The organism is Nocardia sp. NPDC059691, assembly GCF_042733915.1.
GTDB classification, from domain to species: Bacteria; Actinomycetota; Actinomycetes; order Mycobacteriales; family Mycobacteriaceae; genus Nocardia; species Nocardia sichangensis.
The window spans coordinates 83086-99370 of sequence record NZ_JBHWFB010000018.1; the positions used below are offsets into that span (position 1 = coordinate 83086).

At 69.0% G+C, this 16285-nt stretch carries 12 protein-coding genes; 6 read left to right on the forward strand and 6 right to left on the reverse strand.

The features are described 5' to 3' along the window. Positions 1 to 7: 7 nt before the first annotated feature. Positions 8 to 859 carry a Bax inhibitor-1/YccA family protein gene (locus ACFV2O_RS32150; protein ID WP_379255326.1) on the reverse strand — a complete coding sequence of 284 codons (852 nt, stop codon included), beginning with the start codon at positions 857 to 859 and terminating at the stop codon, positions 8 to 10. A 134-nt stretch (positions 860 to 993) separates the two neighbouring features. Beyond that, on the reverse strand, positions 994 to 2145 hold the full coding sequence (locus ACFV2O_RS32155; protein ID WP_379255328.1) for a class I SAM-dependent methyltransferase: 1152 nt from the start codon (positions 2143 to 2145) through the stop codon (positions 994 to 996). A 398-nt stretch (positions 2146 to 2543) separates the two neighbouring features. Between ACFV2O_RS32155 and ACFV2O_RS32160 the strand changes: the two genes are divergently transcribed. From ACFV2O_RS32160 to ACFV2O_RS32180, 5 genes are all read left to right on the forward strand, one after another. Then, a complete protein-coding gene (locus ACFV2O_RS32160) occupies positions 2544 to 3119 on the forward strand; it encodes a hypothetical protein (RefSeq protein WP_355078568.1) in 576 nt (191 codons plus the stop codon). 613 nt (positions 3120 to 3732) lie between these two features. Further along, positions 3733 to 3963 (forward strand): hypothetical protein, encoded by a 231-nt coding sequence (locus ACFV2O_RS32165; RefSeq protein ID WP_379255330.1) that lies wholly within the window; start codon positions 3733 to 3735, stop codon positions 3961 to 3963. A gap of 87 nt (positions 3964 to 4050) precedes the next feature. Then, positions 4051 to 4662 carry a DUF305 domain-containing protein gene (locus tag ACFV2O_RS32170; protein WP_379255331.1) on the forward strand — a complete coding sequence of 204 codons (612 nt, stop codon included), beginning with the start codon at positions 4051 to 4053 and terminating at the stop codon, positions 4660 to 4662. A gap of 140 nt (positions 4663 to 4802) precedes the next feature. Further along, a complete protein-coding gene (locus ACFV2O_RS32175; protein ID WP_379255333.1) occupies positions 4803 to 5354 on the forward strand; it encodes a hypothetical protein in 552 nt (183 codons plus the stop codon). Positions 5355 to 5503: 149 nt separating this feature from the next. Next, on the forward strand, positions 5504 to 11671 hold the full coding sequence (locus tag ACFV2O_RS32180; RefSeq protein WP_379255334.1) for an amino acid adenylation domain-containing protein: 6168 nt from the start codon (positions 5504 to 5506) through the stop codon (positions 11669 to 11671). A gap of 6 nt (positions 11672 to 11677) precedes the next feature. Here ACFV2O_RS32180 and ACFV2O_RS32185 read toward each other — a convergent pair whose 3' ends face one another. Both ACFV2O_RS32185 and ACFV2O_RS32190 read right to left on the reverse strand, forming a co-directional pair. After that, positions 11678 to 12001, reverse strand: coding sequence for a hypothetical protein (locus tag ACFV2O_RS32185; protein WP_379255336.1), 324 nt, complete (start codon positions 11999 to 12001; stop codon positions 11678 to 11680). Positions 12002 to 12105: 104 nt separating this feature from the next. After that, positions 12106 to 13509 (reverse strand): three-helix bundle dimerization domain-containing protein, encoded by a 1404-nt coding sequence (locus ACFV2O_RS32190; RefSeq protein WP_379255337.1) that lies wholly within the window; start codon positions 13507 to 13509, stop codon positions 12106 to 12108. Between the two features lie 448 nt (positions 13510 to 13957). Here ACFV2O_RS32190 and ACFV2O_RS32195 point away from each other — a divergent pair, with 448 nt between their 5' ends. Continuing rightward, positions 13958 to 14761 (forward strand): SDR family oxidoreductase, encoded by an 804-nt coding sequence (locus tag ACFV2O_RS32195; protein WP_379255338.1) that lies wholly within the window; start codon positions 13958 to 13960, stop codon positions 14759 to 14761. Positions 14762 to 14803: 42 nt separating this feature from the next. On the opposite strand, the gene ACFV2O_RS32200 is transcribed toward ACFV2O_RS32195, so the two are convergent. Together ACFV2O_RS32200 and ACFV2O_RS32205 are read right to left on the reverse strand one after the other, a co-directional pair. Beyond that, a complete protein-coding gene (locus tag ACFV2O_RS32200) occupies positions 14804 to 14947 on the reverse strand; it encodes a hypothetical protein (protein ID WP_379255339.1) in 144 nt (47 codons plus the stop codon). Between the two features lie 107 nt (positions 14948 to 15054). Next, positions 15055 to 16236: a multiprotein-bridging factor 1 family protein gene (locus ACFV2O_RS32205; protein ID WP_379255341.1), complete on the reverse strand. Its 1182-nt coding sequence runs from the start codon at positions 16234 to 16236 to the stop codon at positions 15055 to 15057. Positions 16237 to 16285 lie beyond the last annotated feature (49 nt).

Here is a 16285-nt window from a genome sequence, read left to right on the forward strand (position 1 = left end):
GTATTGGCTAGTCGTTCTGGAAGTAGCTCAGCAGCCGCAGGATCTCCACGTACAGCCACACCAGGGTGACGGTGAGGCCGAGTGCGACGCCCCAGGCCGCCCGCTCCGGAGCCTGCGCGCGGATCAGCTGATCGGCGGCGTCGAAGTCGAGCAGGAAGCTGAACGCGGCGATGGCGATGACCACGAGGCTGAACACGATCGCCAGCGGACCGCCGTCGCGCAGGCCGAGGCCGCCGTCGATGAAGAAGCTGGCGACGAGGTTGCCCAGCATCAGGACCAGGATGCCGATCATGGCGCCGACGATGATCCTGGTGAAGCGCGGCGTCACGCGGATGGCGCCGGTCTTGTAGACCACGAGCATGCCCGCGAAGACGCCGAAGGTGCCCAGCACCGCCTGACCGATCAGCGCGCTACCGCCGACCCCGCCGAACTCGATATTGGTGAACATGAACGACAGGGCGCCGAGGAAAAGGCCCTCCGCGACGGCGTAGGACAACACGATCGCCGGATTGTCCATCTTGTTCGCGAAGGTCGCGATCAGCACGAGCACCAGGCCGACCAGGCCGCCGCCGATGACGAACAGCGGCGCGAGCGAGGTGTTGGCGTTGGTGAGGCCGTAGGAGACGATCGCGGACAGCGCGAGCACCGCGAGGGTGATGCCCGTCTTCGTCACCACGTCGTCGATGGTCATCGAGCGCGTGGTGGGGGGAGCCTGCTGGTACTGGCCGTACTGCTGCGGGTGTTGGCCGTACTGGTTGCCGAACTGGCCGGCGGAGGTCACGCCGGAACCGAAGCTGGCGTATCCACCGCCCTCCTGCCTTGGCAGGTTCCTGAAAACCGGATTGCTCGTGGTACGCATGTGAACGGCGTCCCTTTCTGGAGTCGTTGCCGCTGTTCATCGAGTTGCTTCACTCGATATCCAACTGCCCTGTCCAACGTTTGTCATCCGTCGCGAGTTCCCGGGGAGTCGCACAGAGCCGGACAATTCGGACTCTACCTTTGTCGTGGGTCGTGCAGACCACGCACCGACCGAGTCACGGTGAATTTCCGGTTGCGGCCCATCACTTCGGTCCGGCCCACCATCCGTTCGACTACGGCCCGATAGTTCAAATGCGAGTTGTACACCGTCCACAGCTCTCCGCCCGGGCGCAACACCCGCCCGGTCTCGGCGAACATTTTGATGGCCGATCCGGTGTGCACGGCCGCGCCGATATGGAACGGCGGATTACACAGCACCAGGTCGGCGCTGTTGTCCGCCGCCGAGGACATGGCGTCGTCGCGCACGACGCACACTCGGTCGGCGACCCCGTTCGCCTCGGTGGTGGCCCGCGCCGAGGCGACCGCGGCGGCGGATTGGTCGGTGGCGATCACCTTGATGCCCGGCCGCGCCGTGGCCAGGGCGACGGCAAGGATGCCGGTGCCGCAGCCGAGATCGATGGCGTCGCGCGCGTCCGGCTTCATCAGTCTCAGGTGCTCGAGCAGGAACCTGGTGCCGATGTCCAGGCGAGCCCCGGAGAATGCCGCGCCGTGCGCGACCACGTCGAGACCGAGTTCGTCCAGCCGGTCGCGCACCGGGAACGGCCGACCGGCTACGGGTTTGGGTCCGGCCACCAGCAGGGTCCGCGACTTCTGCCTGCCGCGGCTTGCGCGCACCTCGGAGAACGACTGCGCCAGAACGTCGTTCATCGACTTGGTCAGATATTTGTCCCGCCCGCCCGCGAACACCTCGACCGCCGGATCCGCGTAGCGCGCGATCGTGTCGGCGACCTCGGCCAGACCGGCCAGCATCCGGGGCAGGCGAAGCAGGACCACCTGGGCATCACGCAGCAACTCGGGGCCGAGCGGGTGCGCGGTGTAGCGATCCGACAAGCCCACCGCGCGGGCGTTGTTCGCGAGGGCGAGTTCGCCGGTGAGCAAGTCCTGATGTACCCGGACGTCGCGCAGATCGTGTCCCGCGATAGCGCCGAGGGTCAGTGCACCATAGGCGTCACCGATGATGGCTACTTTCCCGCTATCCACAGTCGCGAGGGCGTCGGCCGCGACGTCGAGGATCAGCCGATCGGCGGCGTCGACGGCGTAGAGGTTCAGCGCCTCCACGTCCGGATACCGCCGCAACCGGCCAAGTACGTCCTCGACATTTCCCACGCCTCAAGTGTGCTAGATCGTTGCCGCATGGTCGCGCCCACCCCGCCCTATCGATCCCGCCGGATTCCCGGCACGGCGATCCGCACGCTGAATCCGGTCAGGACAAGCGGTTTCGCGGACGCATCGGCGAATACGGCATTCGATCAACCGCCGATCCTCTCGGGCTCGACGGAGGGGCGATCCGGCGCCGGCGCTCACTCCGCCGGCGACGGCAGGACTCTCGCACACAGGACATGAACCATGGCAATCAAATAGCAATTAATCGGGCTCGGCAGGCCGACCATTCGAGGTGCACGAGTGTTCGCACCTCCGCGTAGCTTGCGGCGGACCGATCGCGAATGCTCCGCAACGCTCTCCGGTTACGCCGTCCGAGGCCTTTCGCTGAGTAGCATCGGGCCATGCGCAACAGGATGGTGCTCATGGTCGCGGTCGCGACGGCACTGCTCGCGGGCTGCGGGGACGGCGAGTCGGCACCGGGCCCACCGGCCGCGTCGAACACCGCCACGTCGGTCGAGGTAGCGCAGGCCCCAGCCCCCGGGGACACCGCACCGAAGCAGGGCAAGCCTTCCGGCGACGCCGCGCTCACGGTGACCGATGTGCGGCTGGGAAGTCAGCCCGGTTTCGATCGCGTGGTCTACGAACTCGGCGGGGCGGGCACGCCCGGTTGGATCGTCCGGTACACCGACCGGGCGGTGCAGGACGCCAGTGGCAATCCGGTGGACGTGGCGGGCCGGTCGATTCTGGAAGTACGAATCCTGGGCTCGGCTTATCCGTTCGACAGCGGCGTGACACCGTACGAGGGCCCGGACCCGGCCGTCGACGCGGCGGTCTCCGGCATCGCGGGCGTCTACCGGACGACGGTGTTCGAGGGCGTGACGCAGTCGTTCATCGGCGTGCGGGCCGACCGGCCCTCCTTCACCGTCACCACGCTGTCCAACCCGACCCGATTGGTCGTCGACGTCGCGAGCTCCTAGATACCGGTACCGCCAACGGGTATATCGAGAGCGGGGGCTAGACTCGGTACTCGTGGTCGACCGCCGCGCACTTCCCGCCGCCGGGCTCGCCCAGCTCCTAGGGGTGCTGGCGTTGGTCGCCGGGGTCGTCGCGATGCATTCGGCGGTCTTCGGGTTCGCCGGCCACGCCCACGCGGCCGGCGTGCACACACTCGCGACCGCCTCCGACGCGGTCGCCGACGGACTCGAACGAGCTGCCGCCGCGCCCGGATTTCCTCATCGACACGCGACACCGCAATCCTCGGGCGGCGCTCCGACCGGCCACGATCGACCTCAGGACAGGGCGCACCGCGACGACCGGCAATTCTTCGGCACACGCGGCCAGGAGTTATCGGGCACACCGGGCGCATCCGCACCGGTGGTCGCTTCCCGCAACTCGTCTACCCCGCCAGCCGTCCGGGCAACCCCGGGCACCGACACACCGGCCGTCGCTTCCCGCAACTCGTCTACCCCGCCAGCCGTCCGGGCAACCCCGGGCACCGACACACCGGCCGTCGCTTCCCGCGACTCATCTGCGCCTCGAGCCGTCGAGTCGACCTCAGGCGCGTCATGGCACGCGACCGTCGCGGCGAAGATGTCCCACTGCGCGGGCGGCGGGTGCGACGGCGAGCACAGCGCACTGCACGACTGTGTGTTCATCTTGGCCGCCTCCATCGCGTTGGCCGCGTTGGTGCTGCTCCGCCGATTGGCGTTCGATCGCCCCGGCGGCGGTGCGGCACGACCGCGGCACTGGCGGGCGCGGCGTGCACGACCGCCGCCGTGGACCGTGCTCACCTTGGCCGAACTGGCGATTCTGCGGATCTGACAACTCCGTCGCCGCCGTGTGTCCGAACCACGGTGGCGGCGCAGTCCACTCCGTCCTCAGACTTCGCACTTCGCAAGGAGCGACCCCATGTTCATCACTCGCACCCGATCGGCCCTCGTTCTCGCCGCGGCGGCCGCGGTGAGCCTCGCCGGATGCGGCGACGCCGACACCGGGCACACCACCGAGCACGGCACCTCGACCACCACGGCGGCCGTCACGACCGCACCCGCGCGTGCCGCGCACAACGACGCGGACGTGATGTTCCTCCAGATGATGTATCCGCATCACGCCCAAGCCGTCGAAATGGCGCGGCTGGTGCCGACGCACACCGACAACCAGCAGCTGCGTGCGCTCGCCACGCAGGTGGAGCAAGCACAAGCGCCGGAGATGCAGCAGATCACCACCCTCTTGCAGAGCTTCGGCAAACCGGCGCCCACCCCGAGCGAGGGGCACGGCGGCCACGAGATGCCCGGCATGATGTCCGCCGAACAGATGGCGGCGCTGGACGCGGCATCGGGTCCGGACTTCGACCGTCGATGGCTGACCATGATGATCGAGCATCACGCGGGCGCGATCGCCATGGCCCAGACCGAGCTGGCCGAGGGCGAGAGCGCCGACGCGAAGGCGCTCGCTCAGCGGATCGTCGCCGCCCAGCAGGCCGAAATAGCGCAGATGCGAGCCATGCTCGGCCAGAGCTGAACCGCTCCCCCGCGCCGATATCGGTTGGCCATCGTTATCGGCGCGGGCTCGGCGTGGCGGGTCCCCGCGACGTACCTTCGGATTGTCCGGCTCCGTTCATCCGTCCCGGCCGGACTTCCGAGGGGAGCGAGGGACCGACCATGCGACGACTCGAACGCGCGGGCCTGCTGGTGGCCGCGACGGCTACCGCGGCGGGCGCGCTGACCATCGGCGCCTGCGCGCAGCAGATCTCCGGCACGGCGGCGGTCAACCGGACCGACCTGGCCGCGTACGCCTCGGAGGTCACCTCCTCCTCGTCCGCCGCCTCGTCGTCACGGGCCGCCGCCGCCGAACGCGCCACCAAGTCGGCCTGTGACGCCTTCCTGGCCGCGAACGGCAGCTCGGTACGCGCGTTCAACGACTACATCGATGCAAGCAACACCAAAGGCCGCGGCGATCCCGATACGAACGGCAAAGCCGACGCGGCTGTCACGACGCTGCGGAACAACGGGCGCTCGGTGGACCAGAGCGTGACCAGAGAGGTGCCGTCCGGTATCGCCACCCCGCTGCGCGCCTACCGCGACGACACCAACGCCTTGGCCGACACGCTGGCCCGCCGCGCCGACACCGACACTTTGAACGCGGCGATCGACCGGTTCAACGCCACGAAGAACACCGCGCTGACCGCCTGTCAGGGGCACGGCACCCGCTGAACCGTGCCGGTCGGGCTCACGCGCGTGCCAACGGCTCGCGGCACACGCCGCCGTTCGACCGGAGCGGTATCGCCTTCTCATCATTGAGGAATCCCGCCGTGCGGCTGTAGCATCTGGCCGTTTACTGCCACGCGGAACGGGACGATTACATGACCAGCGGTATCCGGGATACTCGTCCACCCGCCCGGAAAGGCCGCCGCCGCAGATCCGCCGAATCGGCCACGCCGACGTTCGCCGCGCTGCTGGCCGCCGCCGCGGAGCACAATCCCGACGGCGTCGCCGTGGTCTGCGACGACAGCGAGATCACCTACCGCGACCTCGACGCGCGCTCCTCGCGGCTGGCCCGCACGCTGATCGCCGCGGGAGCGGGCCCCGAAACAGCGGTGGCGGTGGCGCTGCCGCGTTCGCTCGATTCGGTGCTCGCGGTGTGGGCGATCGCGAAGTCCGGTGCGGCGTTCGTCCCTGTGGATCCGGCGCTTCCCCTGTCCCGCATCAAGTTCCAGGTCATCGACAGCGGTGCCGCGCTGGGCCTGACCCAGGCCGCCCACGCGGCGACACTACCCACCGAGGTGCGCTGGCTCGCGCTGGACGATGCCGAAGTGATCGCGCAGGTGGCGGCGAATCCCGCGAGCCCGATCGCGTATTTCGAACGCCCCGTTCGACTTCGCGCCACCCACGCGGCCTACGTGATCTACACATCGGGATCGACCGGACGCCCGAAAGGCGTCGCCGTGACCCATGCCGGGCTCGCCCCGCTGTGCGCCGAACTGGCCGCGCGGCAGGCGCTGGACAAAGACGCGCGGGTGCTGCACTTCGCGTCACCGAGCTTCGACGCCTCGGTGCTGGAGTTGCTGCTCGCGATCTGCTCCGCCGCCACGCTGGTGATCGCCCCACCGACCCTGTACGGCGGCACCGCACTGGTGGAACTGCTCGCACGGCAGGCGATCACCCACGCCTTCCTCACTCCGTCCGCGCTGGCCACCATCGAGCCGACCGGACTGCCCGCCCTGCGTTCGGTCATGGTCGGCGGCGAGCCGTGCCCGCCGATGTTGCCCCGGCACTGGGCGGCCGAGGGCCGTCTGTTCCAGAATGCCTACGGCCCCACGGAATCCACCATCATGGCGACGCTGAGCCCGCCGTTGTCACCGGACGCACCGGTCACCATCGGGTCGGCTGTGCCGGGTATGCGCTGCCAGGTACTCGATCACCGGTTGCGCCCGGTCGGCGTCGGCGTCGTCGGCGAGCTGTACGTGTCCGGGCCCGGGGTGGCGCGGGGGTACCACGGACGCCCGGATCTGACCGGACAGCGGTTCCTCGCCGATCCGTTCGGACCGCCCGGCTCGCGGATGTACCGCACCGGCGACCTCGTCCGGCGCACCACCTCGGGCCATCTGGACTATTTCGGCCGGGCCGACGACCAGGTCAAGGTCAGGGGTTTCCGGATCGAACTCGGCGAGATCGACGCCATCCTGTCGACACAGCCCGGCGTCCGGCTGGCCGTGACCGTCGACCGCAAGACCGCCGCGGGCGAGACCACGCTGGCCGCCTTCGTCCAACCCGAACCGGGCCATGCCCCTGACCCCGCCACGCTGGCCGACGCACTGGCCGCGCTGCTGCCGAAATACATGGTGCCCAACACGATCACGGTCGTGGATCGGATCCCACGCACCCCGACGGGCAAGGCCGATCGGCCCGCGCTGCGCGTGCGCGCCCTGGACGAGCCGGACTACCGGCCCGCCGTCGACCTCGGCGAGGAAACGGTCGCCGAGGTCTTCGCACGCGTGCTGGGCCGGGAACGGTTCAGCGCGGACGCCGATTTCTTCGCGGCGGGCGGCAACTCGCTGCTGGCGACGCAGGTCGCCGCGCGCCTGAGCGAAACATGGCGGCTGCGCATCCCACCCCGGCTGGTGTTCGACCATCCGACGGTCGCCACCTTGTCCAAGGCGATCCGCTCGCAGCAATTCGACACCGCACGCCCGGTGTTGCGCGCACGGACCAGGCCGGAGCGCATCCCGCTGTCGCCGGCCCAGCTGCGGTTCTGGCTGCGCAACCAGTTCGACACGACGTCCTCGGTGGACAACATCGGCTTCGCGCTGCGGCTGTCGGAGCTGGATATTCCCGCCTTGCGCGCGGCATTCGCCGACACGGTCGAGCGGCACGAGTCGCTGCGTACGAGTTATCCCGCCGACGCGAACGGACCGCGGCAACTCATCCTCGGCACCGAGCAGGTGGTCGACGATTTCGCGGTGGAGGAACTGTCCGACGACGCGGTACCCGACCGCGTCCGCGCCATCCTGCGGCACGGGTTCGACGTGTCGGCCGAGGTGCCGCTGCGCGTCCGGCTGCTGCGCACCCCCACCGAGTACGTCCTGGTCTGCGCCCTCCACCACATCTGCGCCGACGGATCCTCACTGGCGCCGCTGGCCCGCGACGTCGCTTTGGCCTACGCCGCCCGCAGCGCGGGAGCCGCCCCGGCCTGGCTGCCACCGGATGTGCAGTACGCCGACTACGCCCTGTGGCAGCAGGATCTGCTCGGTTCCCGCGACGACCCCGATTCACCGCTGTCGCGGCAACTGGCGTACTGGACCGGCGAGCTGGCCGGTCTGCCCGACGAACTCGACCTGCCCGCCGACCGGCCGCGCCCGCCGGTGGCCACACTGCGCGGCTCGGCCACTCAGCGGACGGTGCCAGCGACCTTGCACCGCGACCTGCTCACCGTCGCGCGCGCCCACCGATCGACGCTGTTCATGGTGATGCGCTCGGCGCTCGCCGTGCTGCTGGCCCGCCTGTCCGGAAGCTACGACATCGCGATCGGCGTGCCGATGACCAACCGGGCCGAGCCCGCGCTCGCGGATGTCGTCGGCATGTTCGTCAACACGACCGTCTCCCGGACCAGGATCGAGCCCGCGGAGAGTTTCACCGCTCTGCTGCACCGCACCAGGGAACGGGATCTGGTCAACTTCGCGCACTCCGAGGTGCCGTTCGAGCACGTGGTCGACGCCGTCGATCCGACCCGATCACCCGGACGCCACCCGCTCTACCAGGTCGGCTTCGCCTTCCAGAATTTCACGCAGGCCACCTTGGACCTGTCCGGGCCCAGCGTGTCGTTCCTCGACGTGGACGCCGACACGGCGAAAACCGATCTGCACATCGGCGTGGTCGACATCCGCGACGACGACGGCGAGCCCGGCGAGATCATCATCCGGTTCGGTTACAGCACAGACCTGTTCGACGAGCACACGGTGCAGCGCTTCCTCGACGGCTACATCCGCACCCTGCTGCGGGTCGCGGCCGAGCCCGACGCCGTGGTCGGCGACATCGACATCATGGACCCGGTCGAGCACAAACGCATCCGCTCCTGGGGCGCCGGAGCCGAGCACGACGTGCGGGCCGAGCCGCTCACCGCCGCGACGGCGCGGCAGGCCGCGGCGACGCCGGACGCGATCGCGGTGGTCTGCGGATCCGAGACGCTCACTTACGCGCGACTGCTCGAACGATCCGCGCGGCTGGCTCGCTGGCTGATCGAACGAGGCGTGGGTGCGGAGACCGTCGTCGCGGTGGCGATGCGGCGGTCGATCCAGCAGGTCGTCGCGCTGCACGCGATCGTGGCGGCGGGCGCGGCCTGGGTGCCGATCGACCCGGGACACCCGGCCGAGCGCATCCGGTACGTGCTCGAATCGGCGGCGCCCCGGTGCGTGCTGACCACCGCGGCAGACGGTTTCACCGCGGCCGAGGCTTACGACATCGACGCCCTGGACCTCGACCGCTTCGGCGCGGAACCCGTGCTCGACGCCGAGCGCCGGACACCGTGGCACGCCGACCACCCCGCCTATCTCATCTACACCTCCGGGTCGACCGGCCGCCCCAAGGGCGTGGCGATCAGCCATCGGGCGATCGTGCACCAGCTCGCTTGGATGCAGGCGGAATACGGTGTCGACGCCACCGACGTCTACCTGCACAAAACTCCCGCGACCTTCGACGTGTCCCTGTGGGGCTACTTCCTGCCGCCGCGCGCGGGCGCGCGGATGGTGCTGGCCGGACCGGACGAGCATCGCGACCCGGCGGCGCTGTCCCGGCTGATCGCCGAGCACCGGGTAACGCTCACCGATTTCGTTCCCGCGATGCTCACGGTATTCGCCCAGCAGGCAACGGCGGACGAACTGTCCTCGCTACGAGCTGTTTTCGTCATCGGAGAGGCGCTGCCCCCGGAAACCGCGCGTGCCTTCGCGAACGTGACCACGGCCGAGTTGCACAACCTGTACGGACCTACCGAGGCCGCGGTGAGTATCACGCGACACGCGGTCTCAGCCGCCGATCGCACCGCGGCCGGCGTTCCCATCGGTGTGCCGGAATGGAATTCGCGCTGCCACGTGCTGGACGACCGGTTGCGGCCGGTTCCGGTGGGAGTGGCGGGCGAGCTCTACCTCGGTGGCATTCAGCTGGCCCGCGGTTACCATGGCGCGGCGGGCCTGACCGCGGCCCGGTTCGTCGCCGATCCGCTGCACCCGGGCGAACGGATGTACCGGACCGGTGACCTGGTGCGCTGGAACCGCATCGGCACCCTGGACTATCTGGGCCGCACGGATTTCCAGGTCAAGGTCCGCGGCCACCGCATCGAACTCGGTGAGATCGAAGCGGCTTTGCTGGCCGACCCTGCGGTGGGCCGGGCCGCGGTGGCGGTCAAGGGCTCCGATGCCGGGGACCGGCTGGTCGGCTACGTCGTCGCGGCGCCGGGGGCCACGCTCGACCCGGATGTCGTGCGTCAGTCGGTCGCTCGCGTGCTGCCCGGTTACATGGTGCCGTCGGCGGTGCTGGCGCTCGACACGTTCCCGGTGAACACCAGCGGAAAGCTCGACCGCGCCGCGCTACCCCAGCCGGTGTTCGCCGCACGCACCGGTGCGCAGCCCGGCACCGCGCTGGAGCGCGCGGTCGCGGAGGTCTTCGCCGACGTGCTCGGCGTGTCCCCGATCGGGGTGACCGACGACTTCTTCGAACTCGGCGGGTCGTCACTGCTCGCGTTCACGTTGCACCAGCGGCTGTCGGAGCGGCTCCGCCGCGACGTGCCGATGTCGGCGATCCTCGCGACCCCGACCGTCGGCGGCCTCGCGGCGCGACTGGCGGGCGGGTCCGCCCCCACCGCGGCGACGCCGGAACGCGACGCCGTGCTGGAGCCGGAGATCGGCATCGGCGGATGCGAGCCCGCGCACACCGGTCCGCCACAGGAGATCCTGCTGACCGGCGCGACCGGCTTTCTCGGCGTACACCTGCTGCAAGCCCTGCTGGACCGCACCGAGGCGAGGGTGTGGTGCGTGGTGCGCGCCGCCGACGCCGAGGAAGGCATCGACCGAATCCTCGGTGCGCTGAGCCACTACCGGCTCTCCGGGACCACCGCCGCGGAGCGGATCGTCGTCGTCGCGGGCGACCTCACCGCACCGCGCCTCGGCCTCGACCCGGCCGACTACGACCGATTGGCCGACAGCATCGACGTGATCTATCACAACGGCGCGCGCGTCAATCACGTCGATCCTTATGCCCGGCTACGGCAGGCCAACGTCGAGGGCACCCGCGAGTTGTTGCGGCTGGCGACGGCGCGGCGGGTCAAGCCGTTCCACCTGGTCTCCACCATGGGCGCGGCCGTCGCCGCGACGCCGGATTCGCCGGTGGTCACCGAGGACATCCGCCTACCCGCGGGGCAGGTGTCCGGCAACGGCTACCTCGCCTCCAAATGGGCCGCCGAGGAACTGGTCCGCCAAGCAGGCGAACGTGGTGTGCCCATCGCCATCTACCGTCCGAGCACCATCTGCGGTTGCCCGGACATAGGCGTGAACAGCCCGCAGGATTCGCTGTGGAACATGGTGCGAGCCGCCGCGATGCTCGGCATGGCGCCCGACGTGGGCGAGGCGACCGTTTCCTTGGTTCCGGTGAGCTATGTGGCGGGCGCGATCGTGGAGATCTCGGCTCGTCCGCGCTCGGAAACCGTCTATCACCTGGTCAATCGGGCCCCGGTAGCGGTCGGGGAGATCCTCGCCAGTCTGCGCGCGCACGGTTTGCCGGTGGCGACGATGCCGGAGGACACGGTGCGCACGGGCCTGGCCAGGGAAGCGCGGCGGCGCGACGCCCTCGGCGACGATTCGCTGGTGCGCGCGGCCCTGCTGAGCCACGACTTCGCCGGACTCGCCGGTCACCTCGACTGGGCCGACGAACACACCCGCGCCGCGCTCGCGGACACCGGCATCGCCTGCCCGGCGATCGACCGTGCGGTGGTGGACACCTTCGTCCGGGAGTTCATCGAGTCGGGTTTCCTGCCCCGGGATTGACGCTCCTCAGTACCCCGGCGGCACGGTGGCCCGTTCGGCGGGCTGTGCGGCGTGCCTGCGGGCCCGCACCTGCTCCAGCACGATCAGGCCCACCCCGACCAGCAGGAAGACGACCGTGATGATCGCGGCCACGACCGAGAGCCTGCCGAACCCCCAGCCGGCGAGCACCGCCGCGGTTATGGCACCCGCCGCGGCGACCAGCAGCAACCCGTACCCCGGCCAGTTCCTGGTGTCGGCCATCGTCGCTCCCGGCGGCGGCGCGGAGTCGCGCGCGATATCCGGGGCGTCATCGATCGGAGGGATCTCCCATGGGCCGTCGTCCGTTGTCACTGGTCGTTCCTCCCGCCGCGATACCGGCCGTTGTTCCGGTATCTGATGCGAAAAGGGTGCCCGGATCCTCTCCACCGAAACGCGAGCGGCGATCCGCCCCGGGTTCAGTTGTAGGACTTGGTTACTCCGTCGAGCAGGTGCTCCAGGGTGTCGTAGGTCGGGGTGGCGACGACGTCCAGCAGGTCCGGGGCCACCGGGACGTTGCGTTCGGCGACGACCTTCGCGAACTGGGCGCCGTCGTTGGTGCGGAAGCCGTGCTCGGCGGCCAGGCGCTGCAATTCCGGGTCGGTGGACAGCAGGCGCCCGAGCCGGTCACCCGCCGCGCCGAACGGCACCAGCGTGTGCCGGGACAACACCGTCGGTGACGGGTACAGCAGCGTCATCTCGGGTTTGATCTGGCCGCGCACGGTCGCCTCGACGTACTGCGCCTCGTAGATCCAGGCCATCGGCGTCGGGCCCATACCCGTGGCGAGGTAGTTGTTGAACGGGCCCTCGGTGGTGTTCTCGGTGTAACCCTGGCCCACGAAAAGCCGCGACACCGCGGGGAGGACGGCCTGCTCGGCGTTCTGCCCCTGCACGATCGTGTTGTTGTTCGCGACGTAGCTCGCCGCGGCCACATACATGGCCGCGGAGTTGGAGCTGCGCGGGTCGGTGGTGGAGATCAGGATGTTCTTGCGCACCGGGTAGGCGGTGTTGTCGGGCAGTTCGTCCCAGCGGGTGCCGTTGCGCACCAGCTCGAGGTAGCGGCGCAGGTCGAGCGTCGGCACCTGACCGGGGCGCGCCGCTCCCGCCCGGGTGAGCAGCTCGGTGATCGGCGCGAACGTCGCGACGGCCATCGGCGAGGAGAACGGCGTGTATTTCGCGGTCACGTTGCGCTGCCGCTGGATTCGCTCGGCGGCCGGTTCGCTGGACGGGAAGGCGAAATCGAATTTCGTGAGATCGATGGACGTGGCGATCTGCCGCGAACCGGCGGGCTCGACCTCGACGCGCACGCCGTTGCGCGCCAGCGCGTCGATCACCTTGGGGTCGGAGAAGAACGGCATCTTCTCCGAGCCGACCACACCGTGGACGACCGTGAGCGGCGCGGCGGGCGCGGGAGCGGCGGCGGGCGCCTCCGGAGCGGGTTGCCGCACGGCGAGAACCACGGCGATCACCGTCAGAACGACGACGGCGCCCACGGCGTACGGTGCGAAACGCTTCTTGGACGACAAAAGCCCACGGATCTCCGACAGTTTTCCGGGAGCAGCGGCGGGGGCCTGCGGCGCCTTGTCCATCGGGACCGTGGTGGGTTGGACTTCCGCCTCGGGAGACTTCTCCAATTCCCGCCGCACCAACCGTTCGATCAGAATCGGAACGAACTGCCGCACCGGGCGGCCCTCGAATTTCTGCCGCGCCGCACCGACGGCGCTCTCGATATGGTCCGGAGAATAAGTCTCGGTGTAGTTTTCGACCAGCCGCTCCGTCATCTGACGGATCGCCTGTTCCTCACGGACGGTATCGACAACCACCACAATCTCCTCGGCGTCGGGGGTAACGCGGCAGCGTCTCCGGCCTGCACCGCGCCGGCCAACACTAGCCCCATCCCTCCACCGCCGACATCCGGAACGACTTCCCTCCGGTGAACGATTTCGACTGCGCCGGTGCGCATCCCACGTCGCCATGCACACTCGTCCGCCCAGCTCACAGGCCCGCGAACCACGCGAGCGCGGCACACACGACAGCCCGCCGACGCCACGTCCGGGCTCGAACCCGCCATGCAGAATTCAATGGGCAATATCCGGGCCGCCACCACGTGTTGTACTCCCGTTTCCCACCGCCATTGGGCCGGGCGGGCATCGACGCCGCGTTCGTCGTGCGGTCGGCTCCGCAGCACATCGACGGCACCGAAGTTACTTTCTGGTAGCACAGAGCGAGAGTTGACGATATCGTCAGCATGTTGCCGTCGAAAGGAGCGTTATGTCTCGCGTCGCTGTGATCACCGGTGCGTCGTCCGGAATCGGGAAGGCTACGGCCGCCGCGCTGGCCGGGCGGGGGTATCGGGTGATCGGCACCAGCCGCAATCCCGACGCCATCGGTTCGGACGCCGTGCTGCCGGGGGTCGAGTACCGGGCGCTCGATCTCACCGATCCGGCTTCGATCGAGGCCTTCGCCGCCGGTCTGGACCACGTCGACGTGCTCGTGAACAACGCGGGCGAGAGCCAGGCGGGACCGCTGGCCGAGTTGCCCACCGACGCCGTCGAGCGACTGTTCCAGCTGAATGTGCTCGGCCCGATCGCCCTGACCAAGGCGGTGCTGCCCGGGATGCGGGATCGCCGCTACGGGCGCGTCGTCATGGTCGGGTCGATGCTCGCCAGCTTCCCCATGCCCTACCGCTCCTCCTATGTCGCCACCAAGGCGGCGCTGCGCGGCTTCGCGGTCGCCGCCCGCTTCGAGGAATCCCCCTTCGGCGTCTGGATCACCGCCGTCGAGCCCGGCCAGATCGACACCGGCCTGCGCGAACGCCGCACCAAGTACCTCACCGACGGCTCCCCCCACACCGCCGATTTCACAACCTTCATGGCGAAACTCGACGAAAACCAGTCCAAGGGCATCACCCCCGAAAAGGTCGCCACCACGATCGTCAAAGCGATCGAAGCCGCGCGCCCCCAACCCCTCTACGCCGTAGGCAGCAACGCCCCCGCCATGTTCACCCTCCGCCGCCTTCTCCCCCGCACCGCCATGGAACGCATCATCGCCCGCGCCCACGGACTCTCACGCTGACAGGTTGCGGGCCGAGTAGCCCGCAACTCACCGCCGTTACAGCTACGTCATGTCGCGGTCGCCCACTGCCCGTGTCGTGCAGCCGGTAGCACCGATCACGAAGACACAGGGCTTGCCGATCTTGTCCATCTCGTGCAGATGGGTCGACATCAACGTCACCAAATCCGGCACCGACGAGCTAGGCACCTCCGCCTCTTGGGAACGCCGCGATAATTCGACTTACTCATTACCCAAGACGCCAGAGGTCATTTTGGTACCGCACAAGCGGGGTGATGCGATATCCGTGGTGGCGCTCACAGTTGGACGCCGAGCCACGAGGCAAACCCGGTGAGGTTGTTGGTCTGTCTGCGCTGCGCTGCCGCGATGCCATACACCGTTTCACGGACCGACGGGTGCAATCGGGTCTGTTGCGGAGCGACGCGGCGGGCACGGTTCAGGGCGTCGAGCGCCTGGTCCGGCTTGCCGATCATCAGCCACGCGCGGCTCACGTCCTGCCAGTGGTGCCCCGCTCGAGGCGGTGCAATTTTACCAGGAAGCAGAAGAGCTGAGCCTTCGTGCGCTGCTTTGCCGGGGTCACCCGCTTCGAGCGCGACGGCAACGGAGTGGATACCGACGTTCGCAGGGCCGAACAGGGTGCCGTACAGATCGGATTCACCGCGCATTGCCGGAGCAAGACGCCGCGCATGATCGATGTGCTCTGCGGCGATATCGGAACGGGCACTCCGCGCGGCCACGATCGCGCCGCACAGGTGCCCATAGCCGCGCACCGCATTGGATGCTTCGTCGTCACCTTCGATCTCGTCGAGCGCACTCTCTACCAACCGAAGGCCGGTGTCGTTGGAGTCGTGGTACATGAGAATTCGCGCGCGTTCGATTTTGGCTTGAGCCGCGTAGCGAGGATCGTCCGCCGATGCCGCAGCCCATTCGAGCCGATCGAGTGCGGTCGGTGCCAGATGTATGAATCCGAATCGCCTGCATAGCCGTTCAGTAGTCACGTAGGCGGCACACAACAGCGAGAACACCGCTCCACGCTCTCCGTGGGCAGCGTTATGCAGTGCTCCATACAGTCGTCGCAGCAAGTCCGGCATACGTGCAAGCGCGACCCGACCCTTGTCGTTCCGATACGCGAGGTCCACCGCGGCCATCTCTGCGGCGAGTGCCGCGAGCGAGGGCGGCTCGACAGGGCGCACGTACGCACCCTCGGCGAGCACGGCGCGTAATTCGGCCAGCCCCTCCAGCGGCCCGTCCTTCTCGATGAGGTCGCGGTACGGGATGCCGGTCAGCCGTTCGGGTTCCACGCGCAGTACCCGCGCGGCGGCGGCCAGAAGCGCCGGGCTTGCTGGTTCGCGTCCCTGCTCGACCGCCTTGACCATGGCCAGGCTGTAGTTGGCGCGGTCGGCCAGTTGGCGCTGGCTCAGGCCCGCGAGTTTCCGCTCGGCCGCGATCGCCTGTCCGGCATGTGTCGAAAGGCTCATACCTCCAGGGTAAAAGGCTATTCCAGACCTAGCCCTTGGAAGCATGAAC